At 59.6% G+C, this 17,119-nt stretch carries 15 protein-coding genes; 6 read left to right on the forward strand and 9 right to left on the reverse strand.

Annotated elements, in window-relative coordinates:
- Positions 1 to 93: 93 nt before the first annotated feature.
- The gene (locus tag Enr8_RS23270; RefSeq protein ID WP_146436361.1) at positions 94 to 1,218 is read right to left on the reverse strand and encodes a hypothetical protein; all 1,125 of its coding nucleotides are present in this window, start codon (positions 1,216 to 1,218) and stop codon (positions 94 to 96) included.
- Between the two features lie 279 nt (positions 1,219 to 1,497).
- On the opposite strand from Enr8_RS23270, the gene Enr8_RS23275 reads away from it, so the two are divergent.
- The 3 genes from Enr8_RS23275 (at position 1,498) to Enr8_RS23285 (ending at position 4,114) form a co-directional block, all read left to right on the forward strand.
- The gene (locus Enr8_RS23275) at positions 1,498 to 1,713 is read left to right on the forward strand and encodes a hypothetical protein (RefSeq protein WP_146436363.1); all 216 of its coding nucleotides are present in this window, start codon (positions 1,498 to 1,500) and stop codon (positions 1,711 to 1,713) included.
- A gap of 452 nt (positions 1,714 to 2,165) precedes the next feature.
- Positions 2,166 to 3,131, forward strand: a complete 966-nt coding sequence (locus Enr8_RS23280) for a transglutaminase-like domain-containing protein (protein WP_146436365.1) — start codon at positions 2,166 to 2,168, stop codon at positions 3,129 to 3,131.
- A 5-nt stretch (positions 3,132 to 3,136) separates the two neighbouring features.
- The gene (locus tag Enr8_RS23285) at positions 3,137 to 4,114 is read left to right on the forward strand and encodes a transglutaminase-like domain-containing protein (RefSeq protein WP_146436367.1); all 978 of its coding nucleotides are present in this window, start codon (positions 3,137 to 3,139) and stop codon (positions 4,112 to 4,114) included.
- 27 nt (positions 4,115 to 4,141) lie between these two features.
- Here the strand turns inward: Enr8_RS23285 and Enr8_RS23290 are convergent, their stop codons facing one another.
- From Enr8_RS23290 to Enr8_RS23325, 8 genes are all read right to left on the reverse strand, one after another.
- Positions 4,142 to 4,627 (reverse strand): peroxiredoxin family protein, encoded by a 486-nt coding sequence (locus Enr8_RS23290; protein ID WP_186767829.1) that lies wholly within the window; start codon positions 4,625 to 4,627, stop codon positions 4,142 to 4,144.
- A gap of 178 nt (positions 4,628 to 4,805) precedes the next feature.
- A complete protein-coding gene (locus tag Enr8_RS23295; RefSeq protein WP_186767830.1) occupies positions 4,806 to 6,536 on the reverse strand; it encodes a TlpA family protein disulfide reductase in 1,731 nt (576 codons plus the stop codon).
- Between the two features lie 168 nt (positions 6,537 to 6,704).
- Positions 6,705 to 7,511 carry an SDR family NAD(P)-dependent oxidoreductase gene (locus tag Enr8_RS23300; RefSeq protein ID WP_146436374.1) on the reverse strand — a complete coding sequence of 269 codons (807 nt, stop codon included), beginning with the start codon at positions 7,509 to 7,511 and terminating at the stop codon, positions 6,705 to 6,707.
- On the reverse strand, positions 7,508 to 8,371 hold the full coding sequence (locus tag Enr8_RS23305) for an LOG family protein (protein WP_246120221.1): 864 nt from the start codon (positions 8,369 to 8,371) through the stop codon (positions 7,508 to 7,510). The genes Enr8_RS23300 and Enr8_RS23305 overlap by 4 nt, the downstream gene beginning before the upstream one ends.
- A 4-nt stretch (positions 8,372 to 8,375) precedes the next feature.
- Complete coding sequence (locus Enr8_RS23310) at positions 8,376 to 9,764, reverse strand: MBL fold metallo-hydrolase RNA specificity domain-containing protein (protein ID WP_146436376.1); 1,389 nt, start codon at positions 9,762 to 9,764, stop codon at positions 8,376 to 8,378.
- An 88-nt stretch (positions 9,765 to 9,852) separates the two neighbouring features.
- Positions 9,853 to 10,872, reverse strand: a complete 1,020-nt coding sequence (locus Enr8_RS23315; RefSeq protein ID WP_146436378.1) for a cytochrome d ubiquinol oxidase subunit II — start codon at positions 10,870 to 10,872, stop codon at positions 9,853 to 9,855.
- Positions 10,862 to 12,199 carry a cytochrome ubiquinol oxidase subunit I gene (locus Enr8_RS23320; RefSeq protein WP_146436380.1) on the reverse strand — a complete coding sequence of 446 codons (1,338 nt, stop codon included), beginning with the start codon at positions 12,197 to 12,199 and terminating at the stop codon, positions 10,862 to 10,864. Before Enr8_RS23320 ends, Enr8_RS23315 begins: the two co-directional genes overlap by 11 nt.
- A gap of 120 nt (positions 12,200 to 12,319) precedes the next feature.
- Entirely contained in the window at positions 12,320 to 14,143 is a 1,824-nt protein-coding gene (locus tag Enr8_RS23325) for a UbiD family decarboxylase (protein WP_146436382.1), read from the reverse strand.
- Between the two features lie 236 nt (positions 14,144 to 14,379).
- Between Enr8_RS23325 and Enr8_RS23330 the strand changes: the two genes are divergently transcribed.
- From Enr8_RS23330 to Enr8_RS23340, 3 genes are all read left to right on the forward strand, one after another.
- Positions 14,380 to 15,837, forward strand: coding sequence for a leucyl aminopeptidase (locus Enr8_RS23330; protein ID WP_146436384.1), 1,458 nt, complete (start codon positions 14,380 to 14,382; stop codon positions 15,835 to 15,837).
- A 106-nt stretch (positions 15,838 to 15,943) separates the two neighbouring features.
- A complete protein-coding gene (locus Enr8_RS23335) occupies positions 15,944 to 16,192 on the forward strand; it encodes a hypothetical protein (RefSeq protein WP_146436386.1) in 249 nt (82 codons plus the stop codon).
- Positions 16,193 to 16,516: 324 nt separating this feature from the next.
- Complete coding sequence (locus Enr8_RS23340; RefSeq protein ID WP_146436388.1) at positions 16,517 to 17,095, forward strand: hypothetical protein; 579 nt, start codon at positions 16,517 to 16,519, stop codon at positions 17,093 to 17,095.
- Positions 17,096 to 17,119: the final 24 nt, after the last annotated feature.

Consider the following 17,119-nt stretch of genomic DNA (forward strand, 5'->3'; position numbering starts at 1 on the left):
AGCCCGAGCAACCAAGTCGAACAACCGACGCCGCGCTGGAAAAATCCGAGCGCGGCGTTTTGCTGCGCGCTTGCGATCCGCAGCAAGTCATAACTACGCCTGGGTCGCTTCCGCGGATCCTTTGGCCGGCGCCAGTTCGACGTTGGTCGCCTCGTCGTCAGACTTCGATTCTTCCGGCGACTCATCATTGACGTCCGCGTCGCTTTTCGCCACTTCGGCGTTCGCTGGATCGGCCTCTTCAGCGACAGGCTCCGTTACAACCGGTTCGGTCGCCGGCATCAGAATCTCTTCAAACCGCAGGACCTCTCGCGATTGGTCCATGATGCAGCGGTTGCACGCATACAGGTTCCAATCATGCTCTCGGCCCATGATGCAGGAAACGTTGTACTGTGTCGTCTTCGCCCAACCTTCGCTCGACAAGCCGCCGGCGCCGGTGTAGCCCATCGCTTTGACGCCCCGCCCTTCGAGCATCCAGAACCGCTTTAGCGCCGGGTCGGAACTGTTGTAGTAGTTGACGAATCGCTCGACCCGCGACATCGCATCTCCGCCATAGCAGTAGGGAGAGAACGATCCGGTAGGCGTGGCCCCCGCGAAAAAGACGACGCGACAGTTTCTGGGCGCAACCTCCTCCAGCGATCGACCAACCACCACGCCGCCAGCTTGGAGCCGCAGTGCGCCGGTAACGACGCTCGCCCCTAGGCTGAACGCCGACAGGCTCACCTTTTCCTCGGCAGGCAATTGCGAGAGGAACCAACCGAGATAATACGCCTCGGCGTCGGCCCGGGCATTGTTGCGGCGGATGCTGGCCAGCGACTTCGAGTTGGGCGTCGTCGGCCACGACCAGATGATGTAGCGAATATGACGATCGGGCGTCCAGTCGCGGGTCACCTCGTGATACATCGCCCAACCGCGACGCTTGGCCCAACCACGATCCATCCAGTTGCCATGCACGAAGATCGACGTGCAATCGACCGGAGCGTCGGCGGTCGCCTCTTCGATCGACGATTGCAACCAACCGGCTTCGCCGTCATAGCGCATCACCGACATCTGCTCGACCGGCAGTTGATAGCCGCAGCCGCCAGGCAGGCAGCGAGTCGACACCAGGTAGATCTCGTCGCCAGGACGAATCGCCTGGTGATAATTGGGACAACAGTAACCGCCGCCACTATCGCGATAGTCCGCCAATGCAGGCAGCGTGAAGGCGCCCGTCGTCAACAACAGGACGAGGAAGAATATCGCTTGTGACGATCGACGCGGTAGGAGGGATCGTAGGGGGGGCATCGCGGTCCAACATACGTTGCGTGACTGTGAAAGTAATCCGACTAAGTTCCCTTTGTCGGCTAGCCGGCGGGTTGTCGTAAAGTCGCAACTTGAATGTTGCGATTTTTTCGCGTGTTGCGTTTGCACATCATGGTTCCTGATGTAGTGTTGCGTACCCACAGTTTCGAATATGTATTTCCCGCCTCGCCAACATTCCATTTGCGGAGGATTTCTGCAATGAAACGTTCCATGCTGTTGCTTGCCAGTGCGATGCTGGTTGTGGCGGTCGTTGGTTGCCGCAGCGGTATGGGCTGGCGCCCGTCCGAACCGGCCTGCTGCGGTGGCGCCGAGTTTTCCGGCCCCGCGATTTCGTCCTACCCGTCCTACGATGGCGACGCCGTCCTGGTACAACCGTCCAGCCCGACCACGCAAATCCTGCCCTCGCCTCGCTAACTGCCTGTTGAAAAATGCCCTCGTGGCATTTTCCAACCTCGCCAGGCTCAGAGCATAGCTCTTCGCGGCTCGCAAAATAACGACTTACGTCGCTATTTTGGGATCGCATCCCTGCGATCCAGCAGCCCGTTGAGAAAATCAACGGACTGCTAACGGCGAGACGCGACCCACCAAGCCTCTCCCCCGCGCACGTCGCCTTCGCGAACCATATTTCGATGTGGATCGCGAAGGCGCTTTTCATTTCGAATCGGGGCCAAGGCCGCTCGCTGGGGCCGTTTCTACCGCGCATTCTGCACGATCGCTATTAGCGCGCTAGGTTTTCTGCGAAAGACCTTGGCCGATTGCGGCGATTTTTTGGGCCTTTCGGTTCTCTGAATTACAATCGAATAGACCCCGGCTGTCTGATCGTATGCGCTTCCCCGTTCTGATTTCTCACCCCAAGAGGTGTACTGGTGCGACAAGTCCCCCCCTTCGCCGTCGTCGCTCTGTTGCTGCTTACCAATTCGCAACTGCTGGCCCAATTCGAAGCGGTTCAGCCCTCCGAATCGAAAAACGCTCCGATCTTGGGCGAGGCTCGCACCAGCAAATACCAAGTCGGCATGACGATCGAAGCGGTCGGCGGCGATTGCGTCGGCCTGTATGGCACGATCCCGGTTCCGGCCGACTGGCCCGAGCAAACCGTTCGTCTGATCGACGAAGAGGTCTCCAACGAAGCCCGCATCGGCTATCGCATGCTTGAGAACTCGGTCAAACAAATGATGGTCAGCATCCCGGCGCTCCGCCGCGGTTCGACCGGCGGCGCAGTAATCACCCTAGAAGTCGAAACTCGTTCGGCGCAACCGCCGGTCGACCTGACCGGCGTCAAGATTCCGAAACGTCCCCCATCCGACATTCGTCGCTATCTCGGTTCGAGCCCCAGCATCGAATCGCGTCATAGTTCGATTCGCAAGCAGGCCCGCAAGATTGTCGCCGATGTCGATGGCGACTGGCGGAAGGTCGAGGCGATTTACGACTGGGTTCGCGAAAACATTTCGTACGAAAGCCAACGGCCGACGACCGCCGTCACGGCGCTCCGCAAAGGTACCGGCGACTTTGAAGATTTGACCGGCCTGTTTATCGCCCTCTGCCGCGCCGCCGATATTCCGGCGCGTACCGTCTGGGTGCCGGGCAGCAGTTACGCCGAGTTCTACCTGGAAGACGCCAACGAAGAAGGTCACTGGTACCCGGCTCAAGTCGCTGGCCCCCGGGCTTTCGGCTACATGCCCGATCCACGTCCGATCTTGCAGAAGGGAGACAACTTCCGCGTGCCTGAGAAAACGGAACCGGTTCGCTTTGTCGCCGAATACCTGACCGGCAAGAAGAGTCCCAATGGCGGCCGCCCCCAGGTGACGTTCATTCGCGAAGAGCCAGGGAACTAAGATCGATGCGTACGTCGTTAATCGGACTGCTCGCGTGGATCGCGCTCTCGACCACCGCCGCCGCTCAATTTGAACAGGCCGGCGGTCAGCGGAAGATGCTGACCGGCGACGATGTGACCCTGCAGCGCATCGAGGTCGGCTTCAAGCTACAGGTCTCGGGACTGGCGCAAGGGATCGTGGCGACCTTCCCCGTTCCGACCGACTGGCCGGAACAGACGGTTCGCCTGGTCGAGAAAAAACTGGTCAATGTCAAAGAGTCGGATATCAAATTCAACATGCTGGGCGAAACGAAGCAGGCCCAGATCTTGATCCGGGCCCTCTCGCCGCACGAACAAGCCGAGGCGATTCTCGTTTACGAAGTTGCTCGGCGAAATGTGATCAAGCCGTCCGAGCCGGAAAAGCTAACGGCGCCGGCGGTTCGCGACATTGATCGCAGTATGCGGGTTTATCTCAATCCTGGGCCGGCGATCGAAAGCAACCACTCGAAGATCACGAAGCTGTCGGCCGAACTAACGCCCCCTGGCGGAACCGACTGGGACAAGCTGGACGCCTTCTATGACTACATTCACGAGCATGTCCAATACGAGAACGGACCGCTCAAAGGCGCCGTCGCAGCCCTGGAAGAAGGTCGCGGCGATTGCGAAGAGATGACCGCGTTGTTTGTCGCCCTTTGCCGCGCCGCCAAGATCCCGGCGCGAACCGTCTGGGTGCCGGGACATTGTTATCCCGAGGTTTACCTGCAGCCGGAGATCGGCGATCCGCGCTGGGTCATCGCCGAGATGACCAATCAGTTTCCGCTGGGCGAATCGCCCGAGACCCGCCCCATCTTGCAGAAAGGGGACAACTTCCGCGTGCAAGGAAGTCGCCGGCCGGAACACTACGTCAAGCCGACGATGTCGATCAAGAACTACAACGGAAGCACGCCCCCGGTCGTCCAGTGGTTCCCACCGCCTGGCGTCGAACCAACCGCACCAACGAATTAATTCCGGGCGCCGTTGCACTTTGGGCGTTTACTTCAGCGCTGACAAAATCTTGTTCGCCAGCGGGCGATCCGGTTTCGTCCCCGGCAAGACCTGCGAGATCTTTCCTTCGGCGTCGATCACGTAGGTGGTGAACCCTTCCTGGCTGTACGGCTTGGTTTCGACCGCCGTCAGGTCCAGTCCCAGCGGGAACTCGGCTCCGGTAGTCTTCTTCACTTCTTCCAAACCCTTTTCGCCATCTTCCTCTTCTCGGAAGATCACCAGCACCTCGGCGCCTGCTTCTTTGATTTTGCCGTAGTTGGCTTGAATGTCTTTGATCTGCTTCATGCAGTAAGGGCACCAATGAGCGCGATTGAAGGCGAGCACCAGCTTCTTGCCGCGGAAGTCGTCGAGCTTGATCATGCCCTCGTTGACCGTTTCAACTTCAAAACTGGGCGCGACGGCGCCTACCTTCAACTCTTCGGCTGCGAGACCGCTGGTCATGATAGCGGCGAAGGCCAAAGTTGTGAGCGACATTATCGTTTTCATGATCGTTCCCCAAATCAGGTGAGACGTGGTTGGTTGTGAGCCACAATTCTACGGATCGCCCCTGCCCGTCCATTGTAGGAGAACATACCTCGCTGGTTCGAAAAAAGAAAAACGGAGCCGAAATGGCCCCGTTTTACAGTTAGAAAGTTCGATAGCTCACGCTCTTTTAACGCAGCGGCTGGCCACCGGCGTTGGCCGCAGCAGCGGCCGCGCCTCCGCCCGCCGGAGCTTGCTGCGAAAAGATACTTTCCAGCACTTCGCCCAAGCGTTCGCCGCGGGGATTGATTTCGATCACTTTTCCTTCCGGATCGACCAGCACCAAAAACGGAATGCCGTCGACGCCGCAGTGGACCGCGTTGACGTTCTCAAACCCAACCTTGGTCGGATCGTTGCTGATCACCGTGGTCCAGGGAAGTTGTCGCTTGGTGAAGAACGCTTCGAGCGCCTTGGGGTCTTCATCCAGATTGACGCCGACCACCTCAAAGCCCCGTTCGCGATACTTCACGAAGTTCTCCTGGATATTCGGAATCTCGGCCAGGCACGGACCGCACCAGGTCGCCCAGAAGTCGATCAACACGTAGCGACCACGATACTGCGACCAATCGAACGGCGATCCATCGAGGTTCGCCCCGACCAGCGGCAGCGGATTGCCGATCAAAGCCAAACGCTTGTTGGCGCTGGTCGCACTTTCGCGAATCGCGGCGGCGACTTGCTTGTTCGGGTGATTGCTGTAGTTCGCCAACAGCAGGTCGTTGACCGCCTTGGCCAGCTCCATCCGGTTAAACTCTTCCATCTTCTGTTCGATCGCCTGGATCGTGGAGACCGGCTCGAGCGACTCTTTGCCGAACGAGTCGACCAGTTGCTGCATCAGCTGCAACATTTCTTGGCCGCGAACGTCGTCGCCATTGGCAGCGTCCATCATCGCGCCGAAGATCTTCCACTGCAGGATATGATCGTCCAGACCAGCCGAGGCGTCGGCCAGCTCCTTGTCCTGGCTTCTGGCGAACGTCTGGCGAGCGTTGGTCAAGATCTCGACCGCGACGTCGGAGTGGCCCATCTGGCCAAAGACGTTGGCGGCGTTCATCGCCACTTGCAGGTGCTGCGTCGAGGCGGCCGGATCGCCGATGATCGCCAGGGCGTCTTCTTTGACCATGCTGCCCAGCTCTTGCTTGCCCGAGGCGAAGTCCTGCAGCATGTATTCAAACATGTACAGCATGCCAAAGGTGCGGATCATGCGATCCGGATCTTGCGTCAGCTTTTGGGCCAGCGCGGTCCGATCGGCGATCAGCTTTTCGGCCTGATCGGGATTGATCTTCGCCAACACTTCGTACGAATGGAACTTGAACTGCAGCGCGTCGCGGCGTTGCTCGGAGGTGGCGTTAGGCAGAGCCAACAGACGATCGGCCGCCTCCATAGTGTTGGTGTAAACCTTGTTGGCGAAGCCGTGCAGCTCCTCCTGCGAGGCGGTGTTCGGGAAGCTCGTTTCGCCAACCGCCTTCATGTATCTGAGCAGTTCAACCGGGTCGTTCTGCGGCACCTTGTTGATGTCGACCTGGGCGTCCAGTTCGGCGGCCGAGATCGGGGCCGGCATCACAGGAGCCGCGCCGTCACCGGGCTGCTTCATCGCCAGCTGATTGGTTCCGCCGGCCTTGGGATTTTGCGTCGCGGCCGGATTGCCGGTCGCCGGGGCCGAGACTTGAGCCGGACGAACCGGATTGGCGGCCTGCGTTGCCGCAGGCGGAGTTGAATTGTCGGCGGCGCTGTTGGCGGCCGGGGCGGGAACGTTGGCGGCAGGCGCGTCGCCACCTCCGCCACAACCGGCGAAACTCAAGACGGCGCAAGCGGCGCTGCTAACGGCCATGTAGGGAAGCCAAGGTAGGAAATGGAACTTTCGCATCGAACATGCCTTCATGTAGTCGCGGCGGGAATCGTATCCGCATCCGTTGGAGAAGTGCGACCGTCGGGTCGTACCTTTGCAAACTAAGCGTGCGGAATTCTAGGAAAATGACGCCATGAAAGCAGCGCCGATTTCCGCCGATTTCACCCCAATTTTTGGGTGAAATAGCTAACTGCTAGCACCAAAATCACTGTTCGCAAAGATCGTGCGGCCCCCATCGACCGGAAGGCAAACTCCGGTCACGAAAGGGTTTTCGATCAGAAACAACGCCGCATGCGCCACATAGTCGGGCTTTCCTTGGCGTTTTACCAGGGTCCGCTCGATATCGCGGTCGATTTGCTCCTGCGGCGTTCCCTCGGGCTGCATTACCTGGCCCGGTAAGATGGCGTTAACCCGAATGCTGGGGTTTCGCGTCCCCAAATCGACCGCCAGGCTGCGCGTGAGCGTCGGCAGCGCTCCCTTCGACGCGAAGTAGGGAGCATGGTCCGGATAAGGTCGCACCACCGACCAATCGCCGATGTTGACGATCGCCCCGCCGTGCGGCTGATCAATCATCCGCCGTCCCGACGCCTGGCAGCAGAGAAACGTGCCGACCGCGTTCACTTCAAACTGCTGGCGAAAATCGGCGGCGGTGACTTCCTCAAACGGATGCGAATCCCAGATCGCCGCCGTGTTAACCAGCACGTCGATCCGGCCGAAATAGAAGTGAATGCTCTCGAACAGGGCGTGAATTTCCGCTTCGTCCGACAGATCGGCGGCGAACGCTTTCGACTCGATTCCTTGGTCCACCAACTCGGCCGCAGTCGCTTCCGCCTCGTCGATCGAACCATTGGCGTGCAGCGCGATCTGGTACCCTTGTTCGGCCAGCGTCAGCGCTACAGTCTTGCCAACGCGATCGGCGCCACTGCCGGTAACCACGGCGACAGGGGCGGCGTTGCCGAACAGCGACTTCAGTTTCTCTTGCTTGGTAGTCATTCGGCCTTTTCGCACGGAGTGGGATGATTATGAAACTTGGCGATGATGTCCCAGGCCTGGGAGGGAGAATCGGCGAAGCTGATCAGATCCAAGTGCGAATCCCGAATCACTCCTTCGTCAGCCAAATACTGAAAGTTGACGACGTTGTTCCAGTATTCCGATCCGTACAAGATGATCGGGATATCTTGCATGCAACCGGTCTGCCGCAGCGTCAGGGCGTCAAACAGTTCGTCCAGCGTCCCAAATCCGCCTGGGAAGACGACCAGCGCCTTGGCCCGCACCAGGAAGTGCATCTTACGCATGGCGAAATAATGGAACAAGAAACAAAGATCCGGCGTGATGTACGGGTTGGGATGCTGTTCATCAGGTAACGTGATGTTGAGCCCGACCGAAGGCGCCTCGGACTCGAACGCGCCTCGATTGGCGGCTTCCATCACGCCTGGGCCGCCGCCGGTGACGACGACATAGTCGCAATGACCGTCGATGTGACAGTTGGTCGAACAGATGTGCGAGAACAGGCGGGCCTCTTCGTAATAGTGCGACTTGGCCAAGATCCGTTCGGCGCGGGCAACGTCGCGCATCCTCTGTGGATCGGTCGGCGCGGCGTCCAGCAGCATCTTCGCTTTCTCCAGGCGTTCTTCCGCCACGTGCTGTTCGACGATCTGCGTACCGCCAAACACGATCACCGTCGAACGAATATTGAGCCGACGGAACGCGAGTTCCGGCTTCAAGTACTCCAGCTCCATTCGGACGGCCCGCAGCTCGTCGCTTTGCAGGAAGTCAGTATCCAGCTCCGCCATCTTGTAGGTAGGAGACTTCAAAATCATCGACAGGTTTTCGTGCACCCGTTTTCCATCCACGGCTCTACTCTCCTAGCTCGAACGACTCGCCCAACTGTGGGATCACCGTTTCAAATTGATATTGATCGCGTAATGCGGCGGCGAACGATTCTGCGCTGTCAGGCTCGCCATGCGTGATGAACGTCTTTTTGGGCTTGGGCAGATCCTTTAGCCACCGCAAGAGCTCGCTACGGCCAGCGTGACCGCTCAGTCCCGAGACGCTATCGATCGCCGCACGGACCGGCACATCCCAGCCATGAATGCGGATCGTCGGCCGCCCCCGCTGCAAATCGCGTCCGCGGGTACCAGCCGCCATGTAGCCCCCCAGTAAGATCGTGTTTTTTGGATCGGGAAGCCGCCGCTTCAAGTGAAACAAGATTCGCCCGCCGGTCATCATGCCGGACGAGGAGATGATCACCGCCGGTCCCTTGACGTTGTTCAGCTGTTTCGAGCGGTTGTGCTCGCGGACCAGTTCGACATTCGGCCCGTCGAGCACGCTATTGGGCGGCGCCAGCTCTCCTTCGCTCAGATCGTGATCCTTCGAGAAAGTGCGGAAGATCCTAGTCGCGTCGACCGCCATTGGGCTGTCGAGGAAGATCGGAATTTTTGGAATCCGCCCCTCGTGCATCAAGACTTGCAGCAGGTAAATCAACTGCTGACTGCGCCCCACGGCGAACGCGGCGAACAGCATGACGCCGCCGCGGGCATACGCCTGATTGACCTTCTCGGCCAGGATCTCCAGCACATCCTCGTCCGGATGATCGCGATCGCCATAGGTGCTTTCGCAAATCAAGTAATCGCACGGCGGCGGCGGTGAGGGATCAAAGTAAAGGGGCGCGTCGTAGCGTCCAACGTCGCCGGAGAACAACAGCCGCAGCGGCGGATCACGATCACGGATTTCCATCTCGATCATGTTTGAGCCGAGCAAGTGCCCGGCGTCATGAAACCGCACCCAGATCGGATCGCTCAGCTCATGCCACTCTCCCCGCGCAACCGCCTTTAATCGGTGAAGCGCTCGCCGGGCATCTTTCACATCGTACAGCGGCAGCGCCGGCGAGTGCTTGGTGAGATGCTTGCGATTCAGATAGGCGGCGTCTCGCTTTTGGTTCTTCGCCGAATCGAGCAACAGCAGCTTGGCCAGTTCTTTGGTCGCCGGCGTACAAACCACCTTGCGGCGAAACCCATCGCGGACAAACCGCGGCAAGAATCCGATGTGGTCGATGTGGGCATGCGTCAAAACGACGGCGTCGACCGAACTGGCCGCAAACGGCAATTGCTTCCAATTGAGCAACCGCAGTTGCTTCATCCCTTGGAACAAACCGCAGTCGACCAGCACTTTGGCCTGGCCCGCTTCGATCAGGTACTTCGAACCGGTAACCGTTCCGGCGGCGCCGTGAAAAGTGATTTTCGCCATGCGACTCGCTTTGATCCTTCGCCCGACTCATGTTGCGTTACCGAGGTGGCCCAATTGTAGAGCCTGGCCGGGGGCGGGACCAGTCGCGTCAATATTCGACGTCGCTGGTTGGCTTCAGCTTGAAGAGATAGAAGAGCAGCGCCAGGCTGGGCACCAAAATCACCGCGCCAACCAGCACCGCGCCGATCATCGCCCACAACACCGAGTCAGGCGACTTCGCCTCGGCGAGCGTCAGATAGGGGGGAGCGATCACCGGATACTGGGCGATCCCCCAACCCCAAATGATGTTGCCTGCCGCCAGCATCGTACATGCGGCCGCCGGCGTGTACTTCTTCAGAAACAAGAGGACCAACGACGCGGTTCCGCAAATTGCCGAGAGCGCGACCAGCGGCCAGGCCCGAGTGACGAACCCTTGGGCCAGTTCAGGCGTTTCCAGCGCGACAAACACCAGCCCGACCGCCGCCAGGGCGCCCATCCAAATGCCGTTCGCCAGCGAACGTTGCCGCCAGACGAGCGTCAGCTCTTCGTCCCCTTCCTGATTCGCCTCGCGAGTCAAAAAAACAGCGGCCAGGTAGGAGCAGAGGCCAACCGTAAAAAACGCTGTGAACAGTCCCATCGGCGTGATCCAGTCGGTCAGGTAGTTCCCCTCGTAGACGCCTTCGGCGTTGATCTTCGAGTCGCCTGAGGCGAGCGTTCCGGCGATCGCGCCCAAAAAGAAGGGCGCTGCCGCCGAGGCGCCCGCGAACATCACCCGCCAGATCCGCTGATGCGAACCGGAGTCAATCGAATAAGCCCGAAACACATACCCGGCGCCCCGAAACACAATGCCGGCCAAGACCAGAAACGCGGGGATAATGAAAGCCGAGCAGAGCGCCTGAAACGCTAGCGGAAACGCAGCGAACAGCACCACCAGCACAAAGATCAGCCAGATATGGTTCGCTTCCCAGACCGGACCGATCGCATGGTACAGCAGTTTCCGCTCGCGCTCGTTCGATTGGAACGCGGTGTTGATTTCCCAGATTCCTGCGCCAAAGTCGGCGCCACCCAGCACGAGGTACAAGGTCGTCGCCGCTCCCAACACGATTCCGACAATTAACTCAGGCGGCATCAGTCAACTCCGGCATGGGGCGTTTCGCCAAGATTCGTAGCACCAGGATGCAACCGGTCGTCAGCACCAGGTAGATCAACATCGTCACACAAAATATTGTCCAGACGCCCGGCGACTTGGTGACCGCATCGGCCGTTCGCAAGTAGCCATGCACAATCCACGGCTGGCGTCCCACCTCGGTCACGGTCCAGCCCGCCTCCATCGCCAACACGGTCGCCGGACCGCTGACAAACAGCGTCCAGAGCCACAGCTTCCGCGTGCTCCAGTCCGACGTTCCCCATTTCAGCAGATAGCCTGACCAGAGTCCGATCGCGATCAGCAGCGTGCCGATCCCGACCATGATCTGGAAGGCAATATGGACGATCAACACCGGCGGGTGCTCATCTTCCGGAAAGGCATTCAGCCCTTTCACCTCGGCCGCCGGATTCTCATACGCCAACACGCTGAGCATCGCCGGGATTTCGATCGAATAGGGAGTCGTTTTCGTCTCGGGATCAGGAATGCCGCCGATTCGCAGCGGGGCGTACGTTTCGCTCTCCCACTGCCCTTCCATGGCGGCCAGCTTGATGGGCTGCGTCACCGCTACAGCATGTCCCGCCCAGTGGCCGACCGGCCCTTGCACCAGCGCAAAGACCCCACCCATCAAAACGCCCAGCGTCAGCGCGCGGCGTTGGTAGAGCGTGTTCCTGCCGCGCAGGATCTCCCAGGCATAAAACGCCGCCACCAAGAAACCGGTCACCATATAGGCGGCGACAATCATATGCGTCGTCTGCGCGCCGGTCGCTGGATTCAGCATCGCCGTCCAGGGCTGCACGTTCAGCAGCTTGCCGTCAGCGTCCAGCTCAAACCCTTGCGGGCAATTCATAAAAGAGTTAGTCGTCACCACAAACCAAGCCGATGCGGTACCCGCGATGGCGATCGGAATGCCGCAAAGCCAGTGATGAAACGCCGATAACCGATTCCAGCCGTAGAGATAGATGCCGACGAAGATCCCCTCGGTAAAGAAGGCAAATCCCTCCAGGGTAAACGGCAAACCGACGACCGGCCCAAACGTCCCCATAAAGTCGGGCCACAGCAGACCCAACTCAAACGATAAGACGGTGCCCGAGACCGCCCCGACGGCGAACAGCACGGCGAATCCCTTGCTCCACCGCTGCGCGATCAATCGCCAGACCGGGTCCTTCTTTTTCAGCGAGAGCCATTCCGCAACCACGATCAGGATCGGCAGGCCCATCCCGATGCAGGCGAAGATAATATGAAAGCCGAGCGTGAAGGCCATTTGCAGGCGGGCCGGCAACAGATTCGCGCTGTCCGCTAGTAGCAACATCAGGCGGTCCAAGGTTCGAGCGAGCTGGCAGCAAGTTAGCCTCTCAGTGTGCCCGATACGTCGAAATATCGCAATGCGACAATTTGTCGCAATCAGCCACGCAGTTAATCGCTATTAGTATTATAAGTATTTGGCGATCGCGCCGCCGCGCGCCGCCAGCGCGTCCACCTTGGCCGTTACTACTGGATCTTCGACGAGCGGCGGCGCGTTCCACGGCTTCAGCCGGGCGTCAATCACCAGCGCACCGCGGCAGCCCCAATGCTTGTCTTTCGTGAACGACTCGATGCCATGCACATCGGCCGCCGGGTTGCTGCGGGTAAACAGCGTCCAGGCAAAATTGTTCTCGCTCGCCGCCGCAAACGGACTGTCATCGGCGATCACAATCAGCGGAAACTGGTTGATCGGCGCCGAGGCGTCAAACGCCGCACAAAACCGCTCGATCTCACTACCGTCGCCATACTTCGGCCCCTGCACCACCATCACGCCCGGCTGCGCAACCTGCGGCGCCGTGAAGCCATCGGGCAATGAAAGATTGGTCGGCAGCTCGGCCGGCAACTCGCGAATCGGTTTACCAACCGCCGCCATCACCAGCTTCGAGCCATGATTGAACTGCCCGCTGCTGTAGTCGAGCGTGTCGATCGTCGTTTCGGTTTGAAAATGAAGATCACGCCGCCAGTCGATCCGCTGCAACAAGTGCGCAAGGAACCGATCGAGGTGATGCAGATCGAGACTCGGGTCATCTTCTTCGGCGACGATCATCAAATACTTCGCCAGCGACATCTGCCCTTGCCCCAGAATCGCATTGGCTTGCGTCAACAACTCCTTCGGCCGCGTCCGTTCGTCATACGGCACGTACCGTTCGCTGCCGATCGCCAACATCAGCGGATGAACGCCGGCCGCGTCGACCGCATGCACCGCTTTGACGCCTGGCAAGACGGTCGGAATGATCGGCCCGGTGATTTCATGGATCAAGGCGCCAAACGTCGTATCCTCTTGCGGCGGTCGTCCCACCACGGTGAAGGGCCAGATCGCATCGTCGCGATGGTAGACGCGCTCCACCTTCAGCACCGGGAACGGATGCGTCAGACTATAGTAGCCCAAGTGATCGCCAAACGGGCCCTCGGGCTTCGTCTGCGATTGAATCGTCCCGGCGATGCAGAAGTCAGCCTCGGCATACAGCGGCAAAGAGGTCGCGCCGTAGGCGAGTGGAATCCGATGCCCCGCCAAGGCGCCGGCAAACTGCAATTCGCTCAATCCTTCTGGCAACGGCATCACCGCCGAAAGGGTCATCGCCGGCGTTCCCCCGACAAAAATATTCGCCGCAAATGGTTTGCCGGCCGCCAGCGCCGCGGCATGATGCACGCCGATGCCGCGATGGATCTGATAATGCAGACCGATCTCTTCGTTGGGCAGATAGTCGTTGCCGCTCAGTTGCACACGATACATCCCCAGGTTCGATTTCATCGCCCCCGGGTGATTCACATCCTCGGTATAAACCTGCGGCAGCGTCACATAGGCGCCGCCATCATCGGGCCACGAGACCAACCGCGGCAGCTCGCCAATCTTGGTCTGATTTTTTAACACCGACCCGCTACGACGCTTAGACGGCAACATCTTCATCGCCCACAGCGGCGCCCCCGCATAGCGCAACGGGCGTTTCCACAACTCGTTCGGATCGATCTTCAGTTCGATCAGCCGTTTGACCTGATCGATGGTATCGCGAAACAGGAAGCGGGCCTGGTCGAGCGAGCCGAACAGGTTCGACACCATCGAAAAACGACAGTCCTTCACATTGGCGAAGTAGATGGCTGGGCCGCCGCTGGCGTAAACCCGCCGCTGAATCTCCGCCGCTTCGAGCCGGGCATCGATGCAATCGTCGATCTGGATTAGGCGGCCATGCTTGCGGAGGTCCTCGACGCACTGCCGGAGATTTCGATAGCCCATATTCGCCAAAGAGAAAAAAATAAGGGTGAAAGGGAGATTTTCAGCTATCCGCGCAGCGCCGCGGCGATATTACTTATTCGACCGGAAACGCGCCACTAGCGACAACCGCCCAAAATCGTACCCCGTAATCGCCGACATAACAGCCGGGGGCTCCTGTAAAGCCCCCCGCTATCCCATTAAACTGGTCGAAGGAAAACCGCTTCCCGCACCGCTACTTCGCTCAGAAAGACGCCGACATGATGATTCAACCCACGAAACAACCGGTTCAAGAGTTCGACGGAGACGCCATCATCGTCGGCGCATATTCCGACGGATTGTCGCCCACCGCCGAACAACTCGACCCGGCGATAAGCGGCGCGATCGATCGTTTGAAAGCGGCCGGCGAAATCACCGGCAAGAAGTACGAAACGACCCGCATTCTCGCTCCGGCCGGCGTGCCGACCATCGAAGTGGTCGTGATCGGCCTGGGCGCCAAAGCCGATTTGTGCGCCGAAACGGTCTATGGCGCCGCCGCCACCGCCGCCAAGTTGGTTGCCAGCAAGAAGCGAAAGAAGGTTGGCTTCTTCCTCGACGACTTCTGGCCGAAAGACCTGTCCGAACAAGCGATCGCCGGGCTCTGCGTCGGCATCCAGGGACAAGATCTCTATCGCAAAGAAAAAGCGCTCACCACGCCCGACGAAATCTTCTGGTACGGCGTCGATGAAGAAACGATCGAAAAAGGCGCCGCTTACGGCAACGCGATCAACCTGACCCGCAGCCTGGTCAATCGCCACGCCTCCGACATCTACCCCGCCACGTTTGCCGAGGAAGCGTCGGTCGTCGCCGAAGACTACAACCTGTCGATCGAAGTCTGGGACAAGAAGAAGCTGGAAGAAGAACGGTGCGGTTCGCTGCTGGCCGTCTCGCAAGCTTCAACCCGCGAACCGCGTCTGGTCATCATTCGCTACAGCGGCGGCAAGCTGGGCGAATCGCCGTTGGCCTTGGTCGGCAAAGGGGTGACTTTTGACTCAGGCGGCCTCTCGCTAAAGCCGAGCGACGGCATGAAGGCGATGAAATGCGACATGGCTGGCGCCGCCACCGTTCTGGGCGCCGTAAAAGCGATCGCCGCGCTAAAGCTGCCGCTCAACGTCGTTGGCCTGGTCGGTCTGGTCGAGAACATGGTCTCCGGCGACAGCTACAAACTGGGTGACGTGCTGACCGCCCGCAGCGGTAAGACGATCGAAGTGCTCAACACCGACGCCGAAGGTCGCCTGGTATTGGCCGACGTGCTGAACGTCGCCCTCGACGAAAAGCCGACTCGCATCATCGACCTGGCGACGTTGACCGGCGCCTGCGTCGTAGCGTTGGGACTGGACACGGCCGGCCTGATGACCAACGACGAAGCGATGCAAGACATGATCTTCGATTGCTCGAAGCGGATGGGCGAACCGATGTGGCCGCTGCCGATGTTCCCCGAATTCAGCGAGCAGATCAAAAGCCAGGTCGCCGACATCAAGAACATTGGCGAAGGTCGCTGGGGCGGCGCGATCACCGCGGCGAAGTTCCTGGAAGAGTTCGTCGAAGGGACCGCTTGGACCCACATCGACATCGCCGGTCCCGCCTTCCTCGAGAAAGGCAAACCGTGGATGGACGGCGGCGCCTCCGGCTTCGGCGTCCGTACATTGGTCGAAGTCGCCAAGACTTTGTGCAAATAAGCCCATTGCGGTTAGCCCAGGAAGGTCTCCCTTCCTGGGCGGCGCAACCGCAGGAAGCATCACTCCGTGGTAAGTTGCGAATCGGTAGACGGCCCCAGGAATCGCTATGATCCTATTAGCCTTGGATGGCATCGCCGAAGCGATCGGACAGCTTCTTCGATTCGCACTGATGATTGTCTGGCAGGTCATCAAATGGCCGCTTCACCTTTTGCTCGAATGTCTGTTTGGCCTCTTCGATATTGGTCTACGTCGGCTCACCGACGAGCCGGTACAGGAGATCGAACGAAATCACGAACATGACCAGCCACGTGGTCCCTCGTTTCCGTCTCCCGAGCAGCGCAAGCCGAATACGTAAGTGGTGACCCCCATTGGCGCCACGCGTTTTGAAGTAGCTCGCTCCGCAATCCTTCCTTTCTCGGCCTGATGCTTCCTGCCGACTTCGTCGGCCCAGGAAGGAGGACCTTCCTGTGCTAACCAATGGGCGGGGGGGCCCGCTTCGGCGGAATCTTCGGCATTTCCCGTCTGTTTGGTTTGACAACCTGGGCCCAGAATCCCAAGATACGGGGGGTTGGCGGCGGGACGGAATTCCCGCAATATTTGGCCCGCCGTGGCGAATACCAGGTGACCATACAGGCATCGCGGAATTCGTTCCGATTGAAAGGGGCGGTAAATGAGCACCATGTTTCTAATTTGCGCCGTTTTGGGCGGTTCGGTTTTCGTCATCCAGTTTCTGCTGACCTTGCTCGGCATTGGGGGCGAAGCGCTCGACTTTGAAGCCGACATCCCGGACGATCTCGATCTGCCGGACGATACCGACTTTTCGGCCACGGCCCATCATTCGACCTGGCTGTTCGGCGTTCTGTCGTTCAAGACGGTCGTCGCGGCGATCGCCTTTTTCGGCATTGCCGGCTTGGCGGCCGAATCGGCAAACATCGGCAGCGCCCTTTCGCTGGTGGTGGCGGTCATCTTTGGCATCGCCGCGATGTACGTCGTCCACTGGCTGTTGCTGTTCATCTACCGGCTTGGCGTCGACGGTACGACAAGAATCAGCGATGCCGTCGGCCAGCCGGCCAAGGTCTATGTGCCGATCCCTGGCGAGAACGGGGGCCAAGGCAAGGTTCAGATGCAACTGAATAACCAGATCGTCGAATACGCGGCGATGACCTCCGAAAGCGAAAAGCTGGCGACCGGCACGTCGGTAAAAGTCGTTCGCGTTATCGACGATGCGACGCTGGAAGTCGCCCGCTTGTCGGCATAGTCGGCGTCTCTCGAATAACCCGCG

Source organism: Blastopirellula retiformator (assembly GCF_007859755.1).
Taxonomy (GTDB): Bacteria; Planctomycetota; Planctomycetia; order Pirellulales; family Pirellulaceae; genus Blastopirellula; species Blastopirellula retiformator.

What these genes read in the sequence shown, in the direction of transcription:
- Enr8_RS23275 (WP_146436363.1), top strand. Translation starts at nt 1,498, where the DNA reads ATGAAACGTTCCATGCTGTTGCTTGCCAGTGCGATGCTGGTTGTGGCG.
- Enr8_RS23285 (WP_146436367.1), top strand. Translation starts at nt 3,137, where the DNA reads ATGCGTACGTCGTTAATCGGACTGCTCGCGTGGATCGCGCTCTCGACC.
- Enr8_RS23290 (WP_186767829.1), bottom strand. Translation starts at nt 4,627, where the DNA reads ATGTCGCTCACAACTTTGGCCTTCGCCGCTATCATGACCAGCGGTCTC.
- Enr8_RS23295 (WP_186767830.1), bottom strand. Translation starts at nt 6,536, where the DNA reads ATGCGAAAGTTCCATTTCCTACCTTGGCTTCCCTACATGGCCGTTAGC.
- Enr8_RS23300 (WP_146436374.1), bottom strand. Translation starts at nt 7,511, where the DNA reads ATGACTACCAAGCAAGAGAAACTGAAGTCGCTGTTCGGCAACGCCGCC.
- Enr8_RS23310 (WP_146436376.1), bottom strand. Translation starts at nt 9,764, where the DNA reads ATGGCGAAAATCACTTTTCACGGCGCCGCCGGAACGGTTACCGGTTCG.
- Enr8_RS23315 (WP_146436378.1), bottom strand. Translation starts at nt 10,872, where the DNA reads ATGCCGCCTGAGTTAATTGTCGGAATCGTGTTGGGAGCGGCGACGACC.
- Enr8_RS23320 (WP_146436380.1), bottom strand. Translation starts at nt 12,199, where the DNA reads ATGTTGCTACTAGCGGACAGCGCGAATCTGTTGCCGGCCCGCCTGCAA.
- Enr8_RS23325 (WP_146436382.1), bottom strand. Translation starts at nt 14,143, where the DNA reads ATGGGCTATCGAAATCTCCGGCAGTGCGTCGAGGACCTCCGCAAGCAT.
- Enr8_RS23330 (WP_146436384.1), top strand. Translation starts at nt 14,380, where the DNA reads ATGATGATTCAACCCACGAAACAACCGGTTCAAGAGTTCGACGGAGAC.
- Enr8_RS23335 (WP_146436386.1), top strand. Translation starts at nt 15,944, where the DNA reads ATGATCCTATTAGCCTTGGATGGCATCGCCGAAGCGATCGGACAGCTT.
- Enr8_RS23340 (WP_146436388.1), top strand. Translation starts at nt 16,517, where the DNA reads ATGTTTCTAATTTGCGCCGTTTTGGGCGGTTCGGTTTTCGTCATCCAG.